The 20,342-nt window shown below is 68.2% G+C and carries 18 protein-coding genes and 1 other RNA gene; 13 read left to right on the top strand and 6 right to left on the bottom strand.

Going from position 1 to position 20,342, the window contains the following annotated elements:
* From HNQ58_RS04495 to smpB, 3 genes are all read right to left on the bottom strand, one after another.
* Positions 1-213 (bottom strand): type II toxin-antitoxin system TacA family antitoxin (locus tag HNQ58_RS04495; protein ID WP_183947589.1); only part of this gene is annotated, 213 nt, incomplete at its 3' end.
* Between the two features lie 348 nt (positions 214-561).
* Positions 562-915: a transfer-messenger RNA gene (ssrA, locus tag HNQ58_RS04490) on the bottom strand.
* Positions 916-1,184: 269 nt separating this feature from the next.
* Positions 1,185-1,682 (bottom strand): SsrA-binding protein SmpB, encoded by a 498-nt coding sequence (gene smpB, locus HNQ58_RS04485; RefSeq protein WP_183947588.1) that lies wholly within the window; start codon positions 1,680-1,682, stop codon positions 1,185-1,187.
* Positions 1,683-1,753: 71 nt separating this feature from the next.
* Here smpB and HNQ58_RS04480 point away from each other — a divergent pair, with 71 nt between their 5' ends.
* Entirely contained in the window at positions 1,754-2,182 is a 429-nt protein-coding gene (locus HNQ58_RS04480) for a type II toxin-antitoxin system RatA family toxin (protein ID WP_183947587.1), read from the top strand.
* A complete protein-coding gene (locus HNQ58_RS04475; protein WP_183947586.1) occupies positions 2,175-2,474 on the top strand; it encodes an RnfH family protein in 300 nt (99 codons plus the stop codon). Before HNQ58_RS04480 ends, HNQ58_RS04475 begins: the two co-directional genes overlap by 8 nt.
* Before the next feature lie 242 nt (positions 2,475-2,716).
* Here HNQ58_RS04475 and HNQ58_RS04470 read toward each other — a convergent pair whose 3' ends face one another.
* Together HNQ58_RS04470 and HNQ58_RS04465 are read right to left on the bottom strand one after the other, a co-directional pair.
* Positions 2,717-3,184 carry a hypothetical protein gene (locus HNQ58_RS04470; protein ID WP_183947585.1) on the bottom strand — a complete coding sequence of 156 codons (468 nt, stop codon included), beginning with the start codon at positions 3,182-3,184 and terminating at the stop codon, positions 2,717-2,719.
* A gap of 3 nt (positions 3,185-3,187) precedes the next feature.
* Positions 3,188-3,580: an outer membrane protein assembly factor BamE gene (locus HNQ58_RS04465; RefSeq protein ID WP_183947584.1), complete on the bottom strand. Its 393-nt coding sequence runs from the start codon at positions 3,578-3,580 to the stop codon at positions 3,188-3,190.
* A 99-nt stretch (positions 3,581-3,679) separates the two neighbouring features.
* Here HNQ58_RS04465 and fur point away from each other — a divergent pair, with 99 nt between their 5' ends.
* A complete protein-coding gene (gene fur / locus HNQ58_RS04460; RefSeq protein ID WP_183947583.1) occupies positions 3,680-4,084 on the top strand; it encodes a ferric iron uptake transcriptional regulator in 405 nt (134 codons plus the stop codon).
* Positions 4,085-4,111: 27 nt separating this feature from the next.
* Here the strand turns inward: fur and recN are convergent, their stop codons facing one another.
* Entirely contained in the window at positions 4,112-5,785 is a 1,674-nt protein-coding gene (recN, locus tag HNQ58_RS04455; RefSeq protein WP_183947582.1) for a DNA repair protein RecN, read from the bottom strand.
* A 218-nt stretch (positions 5,786-6,003) separates the two neighbouring features.
* Between recN and hrcA the strand changes: the two genes are divergently transcribed.
* The 10 genes from hrcA to greA all read left to right on the top strand — a co-directional run bounded on the left by hrcA (position 6,004) and on the right by greA (position 20,313).
* Complete coding sequence (hrcA, locus tag HNQ58_RS04450) at positions 6,004-7,056, top strand: heat-inducible transcriptional repressor HrcA (protein WP_183947581.1); 1,053 nt, start codon at positions 6,004-6,006, stop codon at positions 7,054-7,056.
* A 64-nt stretch (positions 7,057-7,120) separates the two neighbouring features.
* Entirely contained in the window at positions 7,121-7,651 is a 531-nt protein-coding gene (gene grpE, locus HNQ58_RS04445) for a nucleotide exchange factor GrpE (protein ID WP_183947580.1), read from the top strand.
* 98 nt (positions 7,652-7,749) lie between these two features.
* The gene (dnaK, locus tag HNQ58_RS04440; RefSeq protein ID WP_183947579.1) at positions 7,750-9,666 is read left to right on the top strand and encodes a molecular chaperone DnaK; all 1,917 of its coding nucleotides are present in this window, start codon (positions 7,750-7,752) and stop codon (positions 9,664-9,666) included.
* Positions 9,667-9,759: 93 nt separating this feature from the next.
* Positions 9,760-10,884: a molecular chaperone DnaJ gene (dnaJ, locus tag HNQ58_RS04435; protein WP_183947578.1), complete on the top strand. Its 1,125-nt coding sequence runs from the start codon at positions 9,760-9,762 to the stop codon at positions 10,882-10,884.
* A gap of 164 nt (positions 10,885-11,048) precedes the next feature.
* Positions 11,049-12,410: a diguanylate cyclase domain-containing protein gene (locus HNQ58_RS04430; protein ID WP_183947577.1), complete on the top strand. Its 1,362-nt coding sequence runs from the start codon at positions 11,049-11,051 to the stop codon at positions 12,408-12,410.
* 78 nt (positions 12,411-12,488) lie between these two features.
* Positions 12,489-13,217 carry a 4-hydroxy-tetrahydrodipicolinate reductase gene (gene dapB / locus HNQ58_RS04425; protein ID WP_183947576.1) on the top strand — a complete coding sequence of 243 codons (729 nt, stop codon included), beginning with the start codon at positions 12,489-12,491 and terminating at the stop codon, positions 13,215-13,217.
* Positions 13,218-13,386: 169 nt separating this feature from the next.
* Entirely contained in the window at positions 13,387-14,511 is a 1,125-nt protein-coding gene (gene carA / locus HNQ58_RS04420; protein ID WP_183947575.1) for a glutamine-hydrolyzing carbamoyl-phosphate synthase small subunit, read from the top strand.
* A gap of 23 nt (positions 14,512-14,534) precedes the next feature.
* The gene (locus tag HNQ58_RS04415) at positions 14,535-16,463 is read left to right on the top strand and encodes a S9 family peptidase (protein WP_183947574.1); all 1,929 of its coding nucleotides are present in this window, start codon (positions 14,535-14,537) and stop codon (positions 16,461-16,463) included.
* 134 nt (positions 16,464-16,597) lie between these two features.
* Positions 16,598-19,840 carry a carbamoyl-phosphate synthase large subunit gene (gene carB / locus HNQ58_RS04410; RefSeq protein WP_183947573.1) on the top strand — a complete coding sequence of 1,081 codons (3,243 nt, stop codon included), beginning with the start codon at positions 16,598-16,600 and terminating at the stop codon, positions 19,838-19,840.
* Positions 19,841-19,848: 8 nt separating this feature from the next.
* Positions 19,849-20,313 (top strand): transcription elongation factor GreA, encoded by a 465-nt coding sequence (greA, locus tag HNQ58_RS04405; RefSeq protein WP_484573258.1) that lies wholly within the window; start codon positions 19,849-19,851, stop codon positions 20,311-20,313.
* Positions 20,314-20,342 lie beyond the last annotated feature (29 nt).

Raw genomic sequence — 20,342 nt, 5'->3', positions numbered from 1 at the left:
CAGCGCCTCCTGGAAGGCCTGCCACTGCGTCTCGTCGAGCACGAACTGGCGACGATCCGCCAAAGTCTGCGCGGCCGCCGTCACGCCCGCGTCGAGCAGGAACTCGCTGACGTTCTTGTGGCAGGCGCGTGCGGCTTCCTGCAGCAGTTGCTTGACCGGCGCGCTGGCGCGGACGTCAATGCGTTCGGTCTTGGAAAGATTCAGGGTGCTCATGGCGCCCCTCCGGACTGATCTTGGATGCCCTTATTGTAGGCGTCCGGACATTGTCCTGACAAGTTGTGTCCTTCTCCATCCAGTGCCGCAATCCAACCGCTCGATTCGTCCGTGCGTAACGCATTGATTTGTAATGGCCGTGTTCGCGGCCTTTGCGGACTTCGGGCGTGTCCGGGGGAGCCAGGCCGGAGAGAAAAATGGCCGGGAGAGAGAGGAAGGTGGCCCTGGACGGGCCATGAGCTGACCAGCGAAGTCCGCAGGCATCCGCAGGAATCCCCGCGAACACGCGGGAGCCAGCACGATCCGGCAAGAAAAAACCCCAACCGAGAACGGTTGGGGTTTCGTTATTGGTGGAGGTGGGGGGAGTTGAACCCCCGTCCGAGAGCCCTACGTCTCCGGCCCTACATGCTTAGCTCACCGTTGGGTCTCGTCCTGCGGCAGCACGGTGTGCGAAGCGCGCCGAAGAACCAGCCTGTTCTGGGTTGACCGATGGCTGACAGGCAACCACCATCGGCGATCCCGTGATGATGACCCTACATCCACGAGCACGGGCACAAGTGGGTTCGGGGCTAGGCCTTAGGCGGCCAGAGCGTAGTTGTCGTCGTTGGCAACTATGAGTTTGCCGCTGGATTAACGAGGAAAGCTGCCCCCTCGGCATGCGCCGGTCGATTTCGTGACCCCCGTCGAAGCCAGGACACCCCCGGGGGAAATCGTCCGTCGAGGGCAAGTGTAGGGGCGCGGTGGGGCGTTCACAAGGCGGACGCGGTGGATGCGTCGCCGGGGGTTCAGGTGGGGCGCGATGGTTCGACGGCGGGGGTGCCTGGTCATTGCGGGGGCAGAGCGGGGTCGGCATCCCGGATTCGGCTTCGCTTGATCCGGGCTGCGGGGCGGTGCAAGGCGCTGGATTCCCGCTTCCGCGGGAATGACGGCTCTGAACTGCTCTCCCGAGTCCCGAGCCCCGAGTCCCGCCCTCAAGCGTCGGGGTTGTGCTTTCGCATCACCCGCGCCTTTTCGCGCTGCCAGTCGCGTTCCTTGCTGGCGGCGCGCTTGTCGTGGGCCTGCTTGCCCTTGGCCAGCGCCAGTTCGAGCTTGATCTTGTTGCGCTTCCAGTACATCGCCGTCGGGATGAGGGTATAGCCCTCGCGCTCGACCTTGCCGACCAGCTTGTCGATCTCGTGCTTGTGCATCAGCAGCTTGCGGGTGCGGCGGTCGTCGGCGACGACGTGGGTGGATGCGGTGATCAGCGGGGTGATCCGGGCGCCGAACAGGTACAGCTCGCCGCCGCGCACGATGGCGTAGCTCTCGCCGATGTTGGCGCGGCCGGCGCGGATGGCCTTGACCTCCCAGCCTTGCAGGGCGAGGCCGGCCTCGTGGCGCTCGATCAGGTGGTACTCGTGGCGGGCGCGCTTGTTGAGCGCGATGGTGCCGCCGCTTTCGGTATCCTTCTTGTTCTTGTCTTTCTTCGACATGTGCGTTCCTTATCGACGGCCATTGTCGCGCATGCGCGGCGGGCGGGCGAGGGGCGCGGTACGGAACCCCGATGACGACGATCCAGCGCAGCGCCCTGGTGCGGCAACCGGCCGAGCGGATGTTCGACCTGGTCAACGACGTGGCTGGCTACCCGGCGCGTTTCCGCTGGTGCGAGGCGGCCGATGTGATCGAGGCCACGGACGCGCACATGGTGGCGCGGCTGGCGCTGAGGCTGGGCGGGTTGCGCACGGCCTTCACCACCCGCAACACCCTGCAGCGGCCGGAGCGGATCGAGTTGGCGCTGGTGGAGGGTCCGTTCCGCAGGCTGTCGGGGGTGTGGACCTTCCAGTCGCTGGGTGAGGGCGCCTGCCGGGTAGGGCTGCTGCTCGACTTCGAGCTGGCCGGCAAGCTGATGGGCTCGGCGCTGGCGATGGGTTTCCAGGGCCTGGCGGACAAGCTGGTGGACGAGTTCTGCCGTGAGGCGCAGCGCGATGGCTGAGGGCGCGATCCGGGTCGAGGTGATCTATGCGCTGCCGGAGCGGCATTGGTCGGCACAGGTCGCATTGGCCGAAGGCGCGACGGTGGAGCAGGCCATCGCGGCGTCGGGACTGGCCGCCCAGGTGCCCGGGCTGGTGGTCGATCCGAAGCGGCTGGCGATCTACGGCAGGCCGGTGATGCCGCAGACGCTGCTGCGCGACGGCGACCGGGTGGAGATCCTGCGGCCGCTGCTGGCCGATCCGAAAGAGGTCCGTCGCCAGCGTGTGGAGCGCGAGCGGCACGGTGGCGGCTGAGAGGGGAGGGTGCGAGTCGGGGCCCCCTCCCCCTCAGGCGGGCCGGGAACGGTTCTGGCACGAGTCTGGCGGGCGGGTGCCGGTCCACTGGACCGACTCCGACTCCGGCCCCAGCGGAGACATGGAAAGGGCCGAGCCGCCCCGGGAGTCCTGGCGTGCCCGTGCCGGGGGTAAGGGAGGCACCGGCCTCAGGACTGGATGAAGTGCGCGGGGCGCGTGTTTTACTCAGGCGCTGTCGAATTTCACGAAGCCCGGGGGTGATCGGTGTGCTCGCCGCTGTCGGTGGTCTCGGGGGCTTCTTCTCCGGCCTCATCTTCCTCGCCCGTCGCATCGGGCGCGGCCTGTTCGATGTCTTCCGAGTCTTCCGGGGCCGCGTCGTGATCCGCAGGCCACGGCGGGACCGGTGTGTCGCAGACGACGCGGGTCTGGCGCAGGGCCTCGGCCAGGTCGTGCGGCACATGCTCGGCATAGCGCGCGATCCAGTCGCACTGCTCCTCGCGCTGCCGGAGCAGGGCGTCGCGCACTGCCCGGGTGTCGTGGGCGTCGAGCCGGTCGATCAGCGCGGTGGCGGTGTGCACCGTCTCGAAGCTGCGCTGCCAGAGGGTCTGGTCCTTGGCGATGAAATGCACCCAGCCGATCGCGGCGAAGCCGGTCATGCCGGCCAGCAGCAGCCAGGGCAGGGCACGGATGGCGAGCTGCCGCAGGCGCATGGGTCAGCGGCGGCGGCGGTCGCGGTCGCGCTCGCGCGGCAGGTTGCCGAACTTGCGCATCTCGGCGGCGAGCTCCTCGTCGCGCTTGGCGAAGTATTCGCCCTCCCAGCGCGCCAGCGTGTCGCCTTCGAAATGGAGCGTGAAGTTCTTGATCTGGGTCCGTCCGGCACGGCCGGTACGCTCGCTGGCGATGTAGTCCCAGCGGTCGGCGTGGAACGGGTCGGCCACCGAGGGTGAACCGAGCAGCAGCAGTACCTGGCGCTTGGTCAGTCCGGGCTGGAGCTGCTCGACATTGCGGGTGTCGAGCAGGTTGCCCTGATAGATCGGCTGCCTGTAGGTGATGCCGCAGCCGGCCGTGAGGGCCGCCACGACCAGTACCGTCCACGTCTTCAGCATGGGATGCGTTGCCAGGTGGGGAAACGCCCGGATGATACACTAGCGCCGATGCCGGCAAGGCGCGCCGGCATGCCGCGTTCACCTCAGGTTGGAGCTGCCATGGAATCCCAGGATCTGCGCAAGGCTGGACTCAAGGTCACCCATCCGCGCATGCGCATCCTCGAGATCCTCGAGAATTCGAGTCCACGGCACAAGACCGCCGAGGACATCTACCGCGAACTGATCGAGCAGGGTGAGGACATCGGCCTGGCCACCGTTTACCGCGTGCTGACGCAGTTCGAGGCGGCCGGGCTGGTGATGAAGCACAACTTCGAGGGCGGTCAGGCGGTCTACGAGCTGGATCGCGGCAAGCACCACGACCACATGGTCTGCGTGGAAACCGGCAAGGTGATCGAGTTCGTCAGCGAGGAGATCGAGCGCCTGCAGCACCAGATCGCCGAGAAGCACGGCTACGTGATCGAGGACCACAGCCTGGTGCTGTACGTGCGGCCGAAGAAGAAGTGACCGCGGACCCGATCCGCAGGGACGGCCTCAGGCGGCCTGGCCGCGCTCCAGCATCTGCCTGGCATGGGCACGGGTTTCGCGGGTGATCTCCACGCCGCCGAGCATGCGCGCCAGTTCCTCGATGCGTGCGGCCTGGTCGAGCGCGGCCACGGCGCTGTGCGTGGCGCCGTCGGAGACGTCCTTGCTGACGCGGTAATGGCGGTGGGCCAGGGCGGCGACCTGCGGCAGGTGGGTGACGCACAGCACCTGCCGTTTGGCGCCCAGCGCGCGCAGCTTGCGGCCGACCACTTCGGCCACGCCGCCGCCGATGCCACTATCGACTTCGTCGAAGACCATGGTCGGCACGCTGTCCAGGCCGAGCGCGGCGACCTCGATGGCGAGGCTGATGCGGGAGAGTTCACCGCCCGAGGCCACCTTGCGCAGCGGGCGCGGGGGTTGGCCGGGATTGGCGGAGACGAGGAATTCGACGCGCTCCAGGCCCTGCGGATCGGGCGAGCCGGTGTCGGCCGGTTCCAGTTCTGCGACGAAGCGGCCGCCGCGCATGCCCAGCTCGTCCATCAAGGCGCTGACGGCGTCAGCGAGTGCGGCGGCGGTTTCGACGCGCAGCGCGGAGAGCGATTGCGCAGCGCGATGCCAGTCGGCAGCCAGCCTGCTCTGCTCGCGCGCCAGCCGCTCGGCCTGTTCGCCGGCGCCGCGCAGGGATTCGAGCTCGGCGGCGAGTTCGTCGCGACGGGTCGCCAGCCCGCCCAGCGGCACACGATGCTTGCGGGCCAGGTCGTGCAGGCGGGCGAGACGGGCTTCCAGCTCTTGCAGCCGCTCGGGGTCGATGTCGAGGCTGTCGCGCACGCGCTCGAGCGCGGCCACGGCCTCGTCGAGCTGGATGGCGACCGAATCGAGCAGGCCGTCGACCTCACGCAAGCGTGGCTCGTCGTCGAGCAGGCGGGCCAGCTCCGAGCGCACCTGGCGCAGCGTGCCATCGAGCGAGAAGCCCTCGTCGCCCGACAACCGCGCCAGCGCCGACTCGCAGCCCCGGATCAGGCCGGCGGCATTGGCCTGGCGTTTGTGGGCGGCGAGCAGGGCGTCGATGTCCTCGGCGGCGAGGGCTTCGTCGCCGAGTTCGGTCAGCTGGTGTTCGAGGTAGGTGATACGGTCGGCGACATCGCCGCTGGCGGACAGCGCTTGCAGTCGGCGGGCGACCGCCGACCACTCCCCGGCCAGCCGGCGCACCTCGTCCGCCTGCGCCTGGTGGCCGCCGAAGGCATCGAGCAGGGCCAGCTGGTGGGCGCGCGAAAGCAGTGCCTGGTGTTCGTGCTGGCCGTGGATCTCGACCAGCCGCTCGCCCAGTTCGCCGAGCTGGGCCAGGGTGGCCGGGCGGCCGTTGATCCAGGCCCGCGAGCCGCCGTCGGCGCGGATCACCCGGCGGATCTGGCAGCCGTCGCCCTCGTCCAGCTCGGCCTCGCGCAGCCAGGCGCGGGCTTCGGGCGCATCGACCAGATCGAACTCGGCGCTCAACTCGGCGCGCTCGGCGCCATGACGCACCATGCCGGCATCGGCACGGGCGCCGGTGAGCAGCAGCAGGGCGTCGACCATCAACGACTTGCCGGCGCCGGTCTCGCCCGAGACCACGGTCAGGCCGGGGCCGTAGGCCACGTCGGCCTCGCTGACGACGGCGAAGTCCTTGAGATACAGGCTGGTGAGCATGGCGGGGGTCGCGAAGGCGGCGAAACCCTAGCACGCGGCGGTTGCAGCGTGAACCGGGGGCATGGGAAGGGACGGTGGATAGGCGTGGGGCGCGGAACCCGGGCTGCGTTTCCCGTCACGGCAGCCGCCACGGCCCTTGTCCCCTTTTCCGGTTTCCGTCCCACTTGCACCCGCGCCCCGCCGGCCTTATCTATCGACAAACCGCCCGAAGAGCCTGCATGAACACGCCGTACCCCACCCTCGACCCGCGCGCGCGCCGCCTGCTGCGGACGCTGATCTCCCAGTACATCCGCGAGGGCGAGCCGGTGGGGTCGCGCACCCTGGCCAAGCGCTCGGGGCTGGACGTGAGTCCGGCGACCATCCGCAACATCATGGCGGACCTGGAGGACATCGGCCTGGTCGCCGCGCCGCACACCTCGGCCGGCCGGGTCCCGACCGCGCAGGGCTACCGGGTGTTCGTCGACAGCCTGCTGCAGGTGCAACCGCTGGAAGCGGACGAGATCGCCCGCCTGCGCGCCAACCTGCCGGCCGGCGCCGGCACCCAGACGCTGCTGTCGAACGTGTCCGAGCTGCTCTCGGCGATGACCCACTTCGTCGGCGTGGTGACGGTGCCGCGGCGCGAGCAGTTCGCCTTCCGGCACATCGACTTCGTCGCCCTGGACGGTCAGCGGGTACTGGTGATCCTGGTGTTCACCGACAACGAGGTGCAGAACCGGATCATCCATACCCGCCGCCCGTACAGTCCCTCGGAGCTGGAGCAGACCGCCAACTACCTCAACGCCCACTTTGCCGGCCGCCCGCTGTCGGAGATCCGCAACACCCTGCTGCGCGAGATCCGCGATGCCCATCAGGCGATGGAGCAGGCACTTGCCAATGCCGCCGACCTGGCCGAGCAGGCGCTCGACCCGGGCAGCGAAGACGTGCTGGTGGCCGGACAGACCCGGCTGATGGGCGTGCAGGATCTGTCCGATCTGGATCGCCTGCGTGAACTGTTCGAAGCCTTCGCCCGCAAACGCGAGATCCTGCAGTTGCTGGAGGGCTGCATCCAGGCCCAGGGCGTGCGCATCTTCATCGGTGAGGAGACCGGCCTGGCCCCGCTCGACGGCTGCACGGTGATCACCTCGCCCTATCGCGGTCCGCAGGGGCAGGTGCTGGGTGTGCTGGGCGTGATCGGTCCCACCCGCATGGCCTATGAGCGCGTCATCCCCATGGTGCAGGCCACTGCCGACGTGCTCGGTGCCGCCTTGAATCCCGCCGCGCCGACCCAATAACCGGGGTGACCCCGGGGCCGCGCCGGCCGTCCGCGCCGGCGCGCAACGACATCAGGAAGGGAGCATGCACAACACCGACACCGCACGCGACACCGCCGCGTCCGTGGACACCACCGGCATGGAAAACACCGACAACCTGGCCGAGGCGCTGGCCGCGGCCCGCGAAGAGTTGGCCCGTTTGCGCGACGAGCGTCTGCGCGAGCGCGCCGAGCTGGACAACCAGCGCAAGCGGATGAGCCGCGAGCTGGAGCAGTCGGTCCGCTTCGCCAACGAGCGTCTCCTGAGCGATCTGCTGCAGGTGCTCGACAGCCTGGAGGCCGGGCTGTCCGCGCCGGGCGCCGATGCCGGCAAGTTGCGCGAAGGGATCGAACTCACCCTGCGTCAGCTGGAAAAGGTGACCGCCGACAACGGTCTGGTCGCCGTCGACCCGGTCGGCCAGCCTTTCGATCCCGAGTGTCACCAGGCCATGAGCATGGTGCCAGCCGACGGACAAGCGCCGGGCACGGTGGTGCAGGTCTACCAGAAGGGCTACCTGCTCAACGGCCGGCTGCTGCGGCCGGCGCTGGTGCTGGTGGCCAAAGACAGCGAAGGCTAGGACCTTCCGCTTGCAGGGCCTTGAACTGACAGCGGCGACCCCTACATAGCCGACAGAAGCGGCGTGGCCGCAAAAGACATCATCGGGAGCACACCATCATGGGCAAGATCATCGGTATCGACCTGGGCACGACCAATTCGTGCGTCGCGGTCATGGAAGGCGGCCAGGTCAAGGTCATCGAGAACGCCGAGGGCGATCGCACCACGCCCTCCATCGTCGCCTTCACCAAGGACGGCGAGGTGCTGGTCGGCGCGCCGGCCAAGCGCCAGGCCGTCACCAATCCGAAGAATACCTTCTACGCGGTCAAGCGCCTGATCGGCCGCAAGTTCAACGACGCCGAGGTGAAGAAGGACATCGACCTGGTGCCGTACAAGATCGTCGAGCACAGCAACGGCGACGCCTGGGTCGAGACTGCCGAGGGCAAGCGCATGGCGCCGCCCGAGATCTCCGCGCGCGTGCTGGAGAAGATGAAGAAGACCGCCGAGGACTACCTGGGCGAGAAGGTCACCGAGGCGGTCATCACCGTCCCGGCCTACTTCAACGACTCCCAGCGTCAGGCGACCAAGGACGCCGGCCGCATCGCCGGCCTCGAGGTCAAGCGCATCATCAACGAGCCGACCGCGGCCGCGCTGGCCTACGGCCTGGACAAGAAGGGCGGCGACCGCAAGATCGCCGTCTACGACTTGGGCGGCGGCACCTTCGACATCTCGATTATCGAGATTGCCGAGGTCGACGGCGAGAAGCAGTTCGAGGTGCTCGCCACCAACGGTGACACCTTCCTGGGCGGCGAGGACTTCGACAAGCGCGTCATCGACTACCTGGTCGAGGAATTCAAGAAGGACCAGGGCATCGACCTGCGCAACGATCCGCTCGCGCTGCAGCGCCTGAAGGACGCGGCCGAGCGCGCCAAGATCGAGCTGTCCAGCGCCCAGCAGACGGAGGTGAACCTGCCTTACATCACTGCCGACGCTTCCGGCCCGAAGCACCTGAACATCAGGCTTACCCGCGCCAAGCTGGAAGCGCTGGTGGACGATCTGATCAAGCGCACCATCGAGCCGTGCCGCATCGCGCTCAACGATGCCGGCCTGCGCGCTTCCGACATCACCGAGGTGATCCTGGTCGGTGGCCAGACCCGCATGCCCAAGGTGCAGCAGGCGGTGGCAGAGTTCTTCGGCAAGGAGCCGCGCAAGGACGTCAACCCGGACGAGGCGGTCGCCATCGGCGCCGCGGTGCAGGGCGGCGTGCTGGCCGGCACCGTCAAGGACGTGCTGCTGCTCGACGTGACTCCGTTGAGCCTCGGCATCGAGACCCTCGGTGGCGTGTTCACCAAGCTGATCGAGAAGAACACCACCATCCCGACCAAGGCCTCGCAGATCTTCTCGACCGCCGAGGACAACCAGACCGCCGTCACCGTGCACGTGCTGCAGGGCGAGCGCGAACAGGCCAAGTACAACAAGTCGCTGGCCAAGTTCGATCTGACCGGCATCGAGCCGGCGCCGCGCGGCATGCCGCAGGTCGAGGTCACCTTCGACATCGACGCCAACGGCATCCTGCACGTCTCGGCCAAGGACAAGAAGACCGGCAAGGAGCAGCGCATCGAGATCAAGGCCGGCTCCGGTCTGTCCGAGGAGGAGATCCAGCGCATGGTCCGCGATGCCGAGGCGCACCGCGAGGAGGACCGGAAGTTCCACGAGCTGGTGCAGGCCCGCAACAAGGCCGACGCGCTGATCCACACCGTCCGCACCGCCATCAAGGATCACGGTGGCAAAGTGCCGGGCGAGACCATGGCCAGCGTCGAGTCGGCGCTCGCCGACCTGGAAACCGCGATGAAGGGCGACGACAAGGCCCAGATCGAGGCCAGGAGCGCGGCGCTGGAGCAGACCGCGCAGTCGCTGTTCGCCGCCGCCGCGGCGGCCGGGCAGCAGGGTGGCTCGGCCGATGCCGGTCCGCAGGCCAAGTCCGACGACGTGGTGGATGCCGAGTTCACCGAGGTCAGGGACGACGACAAGAAGTGAGCGGCCTGGCGATGAGCGGTGAGCGATGGGCATCCCGGTGCCCATCGCTCTCGTGTTTGCCGCTCACCGCTCACCGCTGACGGCTCGCTACCGATGAGCAAGCGCGACTACTACGAAGTCCTCGGCGTCGGCCGCGGCGCCAGCGACGATGAGCTGAAGAGGGCCTATCGCCGGTTGGCGATGAAGTTCCATCCGGACCGTAATCCGGGCAGCAAGGCGGCCGAGGAAAGCTTCAAGGAGGCCAAGGAGGCCTACGAGGTGCTGTCCGATCCGGCCAAGCGCCGGATGTACGACCAGCACGGCCATGCCGCCTTCGAGGCCGGCATGGGGCATGGTCCCGGGGGGGCGGGCTATGCCGATGTCGGCGACATCTTCGGCGACATCTTCGGCGACATCTTCGGTGGCGGCCGAAGCCGCGGCCCCAGCCGCGGCGCCGACCTGCGCTTCGTGCTCGAGCTGGACCTGGAAGAGGCCGTCTCCGGCGTCCAGAAGCAGATCGAGGTGCCGACCCTGGTCGCCTGCAAACCCTGTGGCGGCAGCGGCTCGGCCGACGGCAGGACCCACACCTGTCCGACCTGCCGTGGCCATGGCAGGGTGCGCCTGCAGCAGGGCATCTTTTCGATCCAGCAGACCTGCCCGCACTGCGGCGGTCGCGGCCAGGTGATCAGCAATCCCTGCCGAAGCTGCCACGGCAACGGCCGGATCGAGGACGAGAAGACGCTGTCGGTGAAAATTCCCGCAGGGGTCGACAACGGCGACCGCATCCGCCTTGCCGGAGAGGGCGAGGCCGGCCCGGCTGGCGCGCCGGCGGGCGACCTGTACATCGAGATACGTGTCCGCGAACACCCCATCTTCCGGCGCGACGGCGACGACCTGTACTGCGAGGTGCCGCTGCGTTTCTCGCAGGCCGCGCTGGGCGCCACGCTGACCGTGCCCACGCTCGACGGCGAGGCGGAGGTCCGCGTGCCGCCCGAGACCCAGACCGGCAAGCTGTTCCGCCTGCGCGGCAAGGGCGTGCGTTCGGTCCGCAGCAGCACCACCGGCGACCTGATCTGCAAGGTGGTGGTGGAAACGCCGGTCAATCTCACTGCCGAGCAGCGCCGCCTGCTGGAAGAATTCGAGGCCACTTTCGAAGGCGAGCGGGCGAGCCGCCATTCGCCCAGGTCCAGTTCGTTCCTCGATGGCGTCAAGTCGTTCTGGGAGCGCATGACCTCCTGAGCGGCGCCGCGTTGGCGGCCGGCCGCGGCTGTCTGCTATGGTCCGGGGACGCATCCCCGGGACAGGCCCGCAGACGCGGGCGGCGAAGGGGTGGGGTGGCGCCCATGGATCAGAGCGTCCCGGGTGGCGCCGGGCGAGCGTCCCGGAGCGACCCCACACAACACGTGACGCTCTCCGACCTGCCCGAGGCGGCGTTCCTGCTGGGCGAGGGGGGCGAACTGCTGGCCTGCAACGCATTGGCGCGCCATCTGCTGGGTCTGCCCGGCGATGCCAGCCAGACCGGGGCCGCCACGGCACTGGCCTCGCTGGGCGGGCTGGCCGCGGCGATCGAGCGGGCCCGCATGGCCGACAGCCTGCCCGTCAGGATCGGGCTGGAACCCCTGCCCGGCCGGCTGGTGGAACTGTCGATCGCAGCCGCAGGTCCGCCCGGGACCTGGATCGCACTGGCCCGGGAGGGCAGCGGCCAGCAACATGTCGAGCAGCGCCTGCAACGCCGGCTCGCCTTCGAGCAATTGGTGACCTCGGCGTCGGCTTCGCTGATCCGGGCCGAGCCGGACCAGCTCGATGCCGCCGTGAACGACGCGCTTGGCGCGCTCGGGCGGTTCTTCGGCATCGATCGGGCCTACGTCTTCCTCATCGACTACGAGGCGCAGACCCAGAGCAACACGCACGAATGGGTGGCCGAGGGCGTCAGCCGCGAGTCGCACAACCTGCAGGGGCTCCCGCTCGACGTGTTTCCCTGGCTGTTTTCGCTGCTCCAGCGCGATGAGGCGATGTGCCTCGATCGCGTCGCCGACCTGCCGCCCGACGCCGTCAGCGAGCGCCGCGAGTTCGAGCGTGAGGGCATCCAGTCGGTCCTGGTGGTGCCCATGTGGCACGGCCAGCGGCTGCGTGGCTTCGTCGGCTTCGACGCGGTGCGGCAGGCGGTGACATGGGACTCGGACTGCCTGGTCGCGTTGCGGCTGCTGGCGCAGATGCTGGCCGGCGTGCTGGAGGCCCACAAGCTGGCGCAGAGGCTCAGGGCGCTGGCCTTCCACGATTACCTCACCGGACTGCCCAACCGCGTGCTGATGGAGGATCGCCTGGAAGTCGCCTTGCAGCGAATCCAGCGCAAACCGCGCAGTCTGTGGCTGGCCATGGTCGACCTCGACGGCTTCAAACAGGTCAACGACACCTGGGGGCACGCGGCGGGCGACGAGGTGCTCAGGGTCGTCGCGCGACGCCTGCAGTCGGTGCTGCGCCAGGGCGATACGGTCGCCCGGCTCGGCGGCGACGAGTTCGTGCTGATCATCGAGGACGAGGACGAACAATCCGCGCACCAGATCGGCTCGCGTCTGCTGGCTGCCTTCGATGCGCCCGTGCCGGTCGCTGGCGAGACGGTCAGGATCGGCCTCAGCATCGGTCTGGCGCGTGCGGTCGCCGGTCGCGACCGCCCCGGCGAACTGATGCGTCGGGCCGATGCCGCCATGTATCGCGCCAAGTCCGCCGGCAAGAACGGTTGGGCCGTCGACTCCCCGGTGTCATGAAGGCTTTTCTCCGCCGCCACGCGCGCCGCTTTCCCCGCACCCTTGCGTGTCGGGGCGGCGCCGGCTAGCGTGCCGCGGATGACCGACCGAACCCTCCGTGTTCTCATCCATGGCGCGTCCGGCCGCATGGGCCGGGCGCTGCTGCGTCTGCTTGCCGGCGACCCGCGCTTCGTTCTCGCCGCCGCCGTGACTTCGCGACCGCGCGAGGATCTGGGCGTGCACCCGGTATTCGTCGCCGCCGAACTGGCCGAGGTGCCGGATTTCGACGTCGCGATCGACTTCAGCCTGCCGGCGGGGTTCGACGCCATCCTCGACCTCTGCCTGCGGCGTGGCCGTCCGCTGGTATCGGGAACGACCGGCCTGGAGGCGCCGCAGCGCGCCGCCCTGGATGCCGCCGCCACGCGCATCGCGGTGCTGTCGGCCGCCAACTTCAGTCTCGGCGTCGCGGTGCTGGCCGAGCTGGTGCGTCGCGCCGCCGCGGCGCTGCCGACGTGGGACTGCAACATCGTCGAGGTCCACCACGTCCACAAGCAGGACGCGCCCTCGGGCACGGCGCTGCACCTGGGACAGGCGGTGGCCGACGGGCGGGGCCGGGCGCCGCATTACGCCTCGCTGCGCGCCGGCGACATCGTCGGCGAGCACATGGTGCAGTTCGCCGGCCAGGGCGAGCGGCTGGAGCTGATCCACCGCGCCACCGACCGCGACATCTTCGCCCGCGGCGCGCTGGAAACTTCTTTGCGGCTGGCCGGCCGGCCGCCGGGTCGTTACGCCGTCGCCGACCTGCTCTTCGGCACCGGCGGGCGCTGAACCCGACTTGCGAGACTGGCGCGAAGCAGCCGGCACGGATAGAATTCCCGCTCGCCTGATACCCCGCTACCGCCCGCACGGGCCGGCCCTGGATGCCGCGTCCGCGGGTCTTCGCACATCCAGTGCAGACCTCCGCGAGGCGCGGCCCCCACCCAAGGCGAGACCTTACGTGACCCATCCCGCACTCCTGGCCCTCGAAGACGGCACCGTGTTCGAGGGCGTTTCCGCAGGCGCGCCCGGCCTGAGCGTCGGCGAAGTGGTGTTCAACACCGCCATGACCGGCTACCAGGAGATCCTGACCGATCCCTCCTACGCCCGGCAGCTCGTCACTCTCACGTATCCGCACATCGGCAACACCGGCTGCAACCCGGAGGACGACGAATCCGGCGAGGTCTTCGCGGCTGGCCTGATCGTGCGCGACGTGCCGCGCCGGCCGAGCAACTGGCGCAGCCGGGTCGCGCTCCCGGCCTGGTTGGCCGAGCGCGGCGTGGTCGCCATCGCCGGCATCGACACCCGCAGACTGACACGCCTGCTGCGCGACCGCGGAGCGCAGAGCGGTGCGCTGATGGCTGGCCCGGCGGTCGATGCCGAGCGGGCCATCGAGGCCGCCCGCAAGTTCCCCGGCCTCAAGGGCATGGATCTGGCCAAGGTGGTCAGCACCACCCGCCGCTACACCTGGGACGAGGGCCAGCTCGACCTCGACCGCGGCGAGTTCGTCCGTGCCGATGCGCGCTTCCGCGTGGTCGCCTACGACTTCGGCGTCAAGCGCAACATCCTGCGCATGCTGGCCGAGCGCGGCTGCGCGATCACCGTGGTGCCGGCGCAGACGCCGGCCAGCGAGGTGCTCGCCCTGCAACCCGATGGCGTGTTCCTGTCCAACGGCCCCGGCGACCCGGAGCCCTGCGACTACGCCATCGCCGCCATCCGCGAGATCCTGGCCAGGCGCATCCCGATCTTCGGCATCTGTCTCGGCCACCAGTTGCTCGGCCTGGCCGTCGGCGCGCGCACGATGAAGATGAAGTTCGGCCATCACGGCGCCAACCACCCGGTGATCGACCTGGATTCGGGCCGGGTGATGATCACCAGCCAGAACCACGGCTTCGCCATCGACGAATCGACCCTGCCGGCCAACGTGCGCGTCACCCACCGCTCGCTGTTCGACGGCTCCAACCAGGGCATCGCGCTCACCGACGCGCCGGCCTTCAGCTTCCAGGGGCATCCGGAAGCCAGCCCCGGCCCGCACGACGTGGCGTCACTGTTCGACCGCTTCGTGGCCTTGCTGCGGCGGGCCTGACCACTTGCAGAGGAGGGAAACCCATGTTCAGGGCCATGATTGCACTCGTCGCCGCGCTCGGCCTGATCTCACCAGTCACGGCAGTTGCATCGGCGACAGTGCCATCGACGCCGCAGGTTCCGGCGGCGGACTTCTTCCGTCATGCCGAATTCACCAACGTCACGCTCTCGCCGGATGGGCGCCACATTGCCGTCACCGTCCCGGAGGGCGATCGCACCCTGCTGGCCGTACTGCGGGTGGCCGACAAGCAGATCGTCGGCAAATGGGACTATGGCTCGAACCGGCACATCGAGAACGTGTTCTGGGTCAATGATGAGCGCATCCTGTTCCGCGCCTCCATCAAGCTCGGCAGTCTCGATTACCGGGTCATGCCAGGCGACATGTATGCCTCCAACATCGACGGCACGCAGCGCATCGACATCCCCAACGGCAACTACTACCAGATCCTGGACCGGGTGCGGGACGAGCCGGGCATGGTCTGGGTGCAGCGTTCGATCAACAATGCTTTCCTGTTCAAGCTCGACAGCCGTACCGGCCGCACCATCACGGTAGCCAGTGCGCCGCTGGACCAAGGGTCTTTCGTGCTCGATCACGAGGGCAACGTGCGCTATGTGGTCGGCATGATGAAAGACCGCCGTATCCGCACGCTGCGCCGGGAGGAGGACGCCTGGACCCTGGTGCATGAAACCCGCGAAGGCGGCGGGCAGCGCAGGCCGCTCGGCTTCCATGCCGACAATCGCCGGGTTTACTTCGCCGTCAGTGACCGCGGCGAGCCGGAGCGGATCATGCTGTTCGATCCGGAGAGCGGTGAGGAGACCGTGCTTTCCCACGACGAGGTCGCTTCGCCGGACGGGTTCGTGACCAGTGGGGATGGCCGGCACCTGTTGGCGGTGCGCTACCAGCCGCACCGGCCGGTGTACGACATCCTCGAAGAAAACCATCCCGAAGCACGCACCCTCACCAGGCTGATATCGGCCTTCCCGGATCATGCTGTGGAGTTCCGCAATCTCTCTGCGGACGGCAACCTGGTGCTGTTCCGGACCTACAGCGATGTCGATCCGGGAGCCTACTACCTGTTCGACCGTCAGGCCGGCAAGGCCACCTTCCTGCTGGCCAATCGCAGCTGGATCCGCCCCGAGCAGATGGCGCGGATGCGGCCAGTGCGCTTCACCGCGCGCGACGGGCTGGAGATCAATGCCTATCTGACCGTGCCCAATCAGGTCGAGCCGAAAAATCTGCCGCTGGTGATGCTGGTCCACGGCGGACCCCATGGGCCTCGCGATGTCTGGGGTTTCGATCCGGAAGCACAGTTCCTTGCCAGCCGTGGCTACGCCGTGCTGCAGGTCAACTATCGTGGTTCCGGAGGCTACGGTCAGGCATTCATGGCCAAGGGCTTCAAGCGCTGGGGTCGTGAGATGCAGGACGACCTGACCGACGCGGTGAACTGGATCACCGGTTTGGGTATCGCCGACCCCGGACGGATCTGCATCTACGGAGCGAGCTACGGAGGCTATGCCGCGCTGATGAGCGTGGTGCGGGAACCCGAGCTCTATCGTTGCGCGATCGGCTACGTCGGCGTCTACAGCTTGCCAATGATGTTCCAGCGCGGAGATATCCCGCAGTCGGCTTCCGGACGCAACTACCTGCGCCGGGTGCTGCCCGCTGACCGCGCCGAACAGCAGGCCCAGTCCCCGGCCTTCAATGTCGAGCGCATCAAGGTGCCGGTCATGCTCGTTCACGGCGCCCGCGACCAGCGTGTGCCGATCGAGCAGATGCAGTTCCTGATCTCTCAGATGGAAAAGTCCGGCCGCTCACCCGAAAAGGTCATCGTCCAGCGTAGAGAAGGGCATGGCTTCTACGATCTCGACAACCGTGTCGAGCTCTACACCGAGCTGCAGGCCTTTCTTGATCGTCATATCGGACCGTCGCGCGAAGCGGCCGTTGCACCATGAGCTGCCGGGGAGCCAGTCTTTTTCCGCTGCCGCGCTCCGGCCGCCCGTGACTGGCCCCTGACCAGGACATCACCTGCCGCGCCACTGGCCCGATCCCGTTTCCAGTCGACCTCCCGCCGCTGAGCCACTTCACGATGCCCAAACGCACCGACATCCAGACCATCCTCGTCATCGGCGCCGGCCCGATCGTGATCGGCCAGGCCTGCGAGTTCGACTATTCCGGCGCGCAGGCGTGCAAGGCCCTGAAGGCCGAGGGTTACCGCGTCGTGCTGGTGAACTCCAACCCGGCGACGATCATGACCGACCCGGAAACGGCCGATGCGGTCTACATCGAGCCGATCAACTGGCAGACGGTCGAGAAGATCATCGCCAAGGAAAAACCCGACGCGCTGCTGCCGACCATGGGCGGCCAGACCGCGCTCAACTGCGCGCTCGACCTGGCCGACCACGGCGTGCTGGACAAGTACGGCGTCGAGCTGATCGGCGCCTCGCGCGAGGCCATCCGCATGGCCGAGGACCGCGAGCTGTTCCGCGTCGCCATGCAGGAGATCGGGCTGGAGTGCCCGCGTGCCGAGATCGCGCGCAGCTTCGAGCAGGCGCTGGAGATCCAGTCCAGGGTCGGCTTCCCGACCATCATCCGTCCGAGCTTCACTCTTGGCGGCTCCGGCGGCGGCATCGCCTACAACCGCGAGGAGTTCGAGGAGATCGTCAAGCGCGGCCTCGAGCTGTCGCCGGTGCATGAGGTGCTGGTCGAGGAATCCGTGCTCGGCTGGAAGGAATACGAGATGGAGGTGGTCCGCGACAAGGCGGACAACTGCATCATCGTCTGCTCGATCGAGAATTTCGACCCGATGGGCGTGCACACCGGTGACTCGATCACCGTCGCCCCGGCGCAGACGCTCACCGACAAGGAATACCAGCGCCTGCGCGACGCATCGATCGCCGTGCTGCGCAAGATCGGCGTCGACACCGGTGGATCCAACGTGCAGTTCGGCATCAACGCGCACAACGGGCGCGTGGTGGTCATCGAGATGAACCCGCGCGTGTCGCGCTCCTCGGCGCTGGCGTCCAAGGCCACTGGGTTTCCGATCGCCAAGGTCGCGGCCAAGCTCGCCGTCGGCTACACCCTCGACGAGCTGCGCAACGAGATTACCGGCGGTGCCACGCCGGCGAGCTTCGAGCCGGCCATCGACTACGTGGTCACCAAGATCCCGCGTTTCGCGTTCGAGAAGTTCCCGGCCGCCGATTCGCGCCTGACCACGCAGATGAAGTCGGTGGGCGAGGTGATGGCGATCGGTCGCACCTTCCAGGAGTCGATGCAGAAGGCCCTGCGCGGTCTGGAGACAGGAAAGGTCGGCCTGGATCCGACCGGCCTGGACCTGTCCAGTGAGGACGGCCTGGTGGCGCTGCGCCGCGAGATCAAGGAGGCCGGTCCCGAGCGCATCTTCTACCTCGCCGACGCCTTCCGCGCCGGCATGACGGTGGAGGAGGTGCACGCGCTGAGCTTCGTCGATCCCTGGTTCCTCGACCAGATCGAGGAACTGGTGGAGATCGAGCGTGAAGTCGCCCAGCGCGGCCTCGCCGGCCTGGACAAGGCCTTCGTGCGCACGCTCAAGCGCAAGGGCTTTTCCGACGCGCGCCTGGCGCAGCTGTGCGGCACCGACGAGCAGGCGGTGCGCGCACTGCGCCACGCCTTCGGCATCCGCCCGGTCTACAAGCGGGTGGATTCGTGCGCGGCCGAGTTCGCCACCAGCACCGCGTACATGTATTCGACCTACGAGGACGAGTGCGAGGCCGCGCCCAGCGACCGGCAGAAGATCGTCGTGCTCGGCGGCGGCCCCAACCGCATCGGCCAGGGCATCGAGTTCGACTACTGCTGCGTGCACGCCGCGCTGGCACTGCGCGAGGACGGGTTCGAGACCATCATGGTCAACTGCAACCCGGAAACCGTCTCCACCGACTACGACACCTCCGACCGTCTGTACTTCGAGCCGCTGACGTTCGAGGACGTGATGGAGATCATCGAGCTGGAGAAGCCCAGGGGCGTGATCGTGCAGTACGGCGGCCAGACCCCGCTCAAGCTGGCGCGCGCGCTGGAAGCCGCCGGGGCGCCGATCATCGGTACCTCGCCGGATTCGATCGACCTGGCCGAGGACCGCGAGCGCTTCCAGAAGATGATCCGCAAGCTCGGCCTCACCCAGCCGCCCAACCGCACCGCCCGCAACCCGGACGAGGCGCTGGCGCTGGCGCGCGAGATCGGCTACCCGCTGGTCGTCCGCCCGAGCTACGTGCTTGGCGGGCGGGCGATGGAGATCGTCTATTCCGACGCCGACCTGTCGCGCTACATCCGCGACGCGGTGAAGGTGTCGAACGATTCGCCGGTACTGCTCGACCGCTTCCTCGACAACGCCGTCGAGGTCGATGTCGACGTGGTGGCGGATGCCGAAGGCAACGTGCTGATCGGCGGCATCATGGAGCACATCGAGGAGGCTGGCGTGCATTCCGGCGACTCGTCCTGCTCGCTGCCGCCGTATTCGCTGGGTGCGGACGTGCAGGACCGGCTGCGCGAGCAGGTGACCATGATGGCGCGTGAGCTCAAGGTCGTCGGCCTGATGAACACCCAGTTCGCCATCCAGATCGACGAGTCCGGCAAGGAGGAGATCTTCGTGCTGGAAGTGAATCCGCGCGCCTCGCGCACGGTGCCGTTCGTCTCCAAGGCCACGGGACGGCCACTGGCCAAGATCGCCGCGCGCTGCATGGTCGGCAAGTCGCTGGCCGCGCAGGGCGCCACCCGCGAGATCGTGCCGTCCTACCATTCGGTGAAGGAGGCGATCTTCCCGTTCGCCAAGTTCCAGAACGTCGACCCGATCCTGGGCCCGGAGATGCGTTCCACCGGCGAGGTGATGGGCGTCGGCCGCGGCTTCGGTGCGGCCTTCGCGCGCGCCCAGGAGGCGGCCAGCATCAGGGCGCCGGCGGTCGGCAAGGCCTTCCTGTCGGTGCGTGATCCGGACAAGCGGCGCCTGCTGCCGGTGGCGCAGGCACTGGTCGAGCGCGGTTTCAGTCTGGTCGCCACCGCCGGCACCGCCGCCTTCCTGCGCGAGCACGGTCTGGCCTGCGAGCAGGTCAACAAGGTGATCGAGGGGCGCCCGCACATCGTCGACCTGATCAAGAACGGCGAGATCGTCTACATCGTCAACACCACCGAAGGCCGCCAGGCCATCGCCGACTCGTTCTCGATCCGCCGTGAGGCACTACAGCAGCGGGTGACGTACTCGACGACGATCGCCGGCGCCCGCGCGCTGATCCACTCGTTGGACTACCGCGGCCAGGGCGAGGTCTGGTCGCTGCAGGAGCTGCACAGGGAGTTGAAGGCATGAGGTATCCGCTGACCATGCGCGGCGCACAACGCCTGCGCGAAGAACTGGAACGGCTCAAGTCGGTGGAGCGGCCGCGGGTGATCGAGGCGATCGCCGAGGCGCGCGCGCACGGTGATCTCAAGGAGAACGCCGAGTACCACGCCGCGCGCGAGCAGCAGGGCTTCATCGAGGGGCGGATCCTGGAGCTGGAGGGCACGCTCTCGCACGCCCAGATCATCGACCTGAGCAAGCTCAACGCCGGCAGCCGCATCGTCTTCGGCGCGACCGTCGATCTCGCCGATACCGAGACCGGCGAGGAGGTGACCTACCAGATCGTCGGCGACCTGGAAGCCGACATCAAGGAAGGCTTGATCTCGATTTCCTCACCGGTGGCGCGCGCGCTGATCGGCAAGCATGAGGGCGACAGCGTGACCATCCAGGCGCCGGGCGGCATCCGCGAGTACGAGATCGTGGGCGTGCGTTACGAGGGTTGAAAACCGGGGCTCGGGCAAAGAGCATCAAA

Source organism: Rehaibacterium terrae, assembly GCF_014202935.1.
GTDB lineage: Bacteria > Pseudomonadota > Gammaproteobacteria > Xanthomonadales > Xanthomonadaceae > Rehaibacterium > Rehaibacterium terrae.
The sequence above is the reverse complement of the archived record's forward strand: the minus strand, read 5'-3'. Positions and strand labels throughout refer to the sequence as shown.

Coding starts and splice junctions, on each gene's coding strand:
- smpB (WP_183947588.1), bottom strand. CDS start 1,682: ATGTCGAAGAAAGACAAGAACAAGAAGGATACCGAAAGCGGCGGCACC.
- HNQ58_RS04480 (WP_183947587.1), top strand. CDS start 1,754: ATGACGACGATCCAGCGCAGCGCCCTGGTGCGGCAACCGGCCGAGCGG.
- HNQ58_RS04475 (WP_183947586.1), top strand. CDS start 2,175: ATGGCTGAGGGCGCGATCCGGGTCGAGGTGATCTATGCGCTGCCGGAG.
- HNQ58_RS04470 (WP_183947585.1), bottom strand. CDS start 3,184: ATGCGCCTGCGGCAGCTCGCCATCCGTGCCCTGCCCTGGCTGCTGCTG.
- HNQ58_RS04465 (WP_183947584.1), bottom strand. CDS start 3,580: ATGCTGAAGACGTGGACGGTACTGGTCGTGGCGGCCCTCACGGCCGGC.
- fur (WP_183947583.1), top strand. CDS start 3,680: ATGGAATCCCAGGATCTGCGCAAGGCTGGACTCAAGGTCACCCATCCG.
- recN (WP_183947582.1), bottom strand. CDS start 5,785: ATGCTCACCAGCCTGTATCTCAAGGACTTCGCCGTCGTCAGCGAGGCC.
- hrcA (WP_183947581.1), top strand. CDS start 6,004: ATGAACACGCCGTACCCCACCCTCGACCCGCGCGCGCGCCGCCTGCTG.
- grpE (WP_183947580.1), top strand. CDS start 7,121: ATGCACAACACCGACACCGCACGCGACACCGCCGCGTCCGTGGACACC.
- dnaK (WP_183947579.1), top strand. CDS start 7,750: ATGGGCAAGATCATCGGTATCGACCTGGGCACGACCAATTCGTGCGTC.
- dnaJ (WP_183947578.1), top strand. CDS start 9,760: ATGAGCAAGCGCGACTACTACGAAGTCCTCGGCGTCGGCCGCGGCGCC.
- dapB (WP_183947576.1), top strand. CDS start 12,489: ATGACCGACCGAACCCTCCGTGTTCTCATCCATGGCGCGTCCGGCCGC.
- HNQ58_RS04415 (WP_183947574.1), top strand. CDS start 14,535: ATGTTCAGGGCCATGATTGCACTCGTCGCCGCGCTCGGCCTGATCTCA.
- carB (WP_183947573.1), top strand. CDS start 16,598: ATGCCCAAACGCACCGACATCCAGACCATCCTCGTCATCGGCGCCGGC.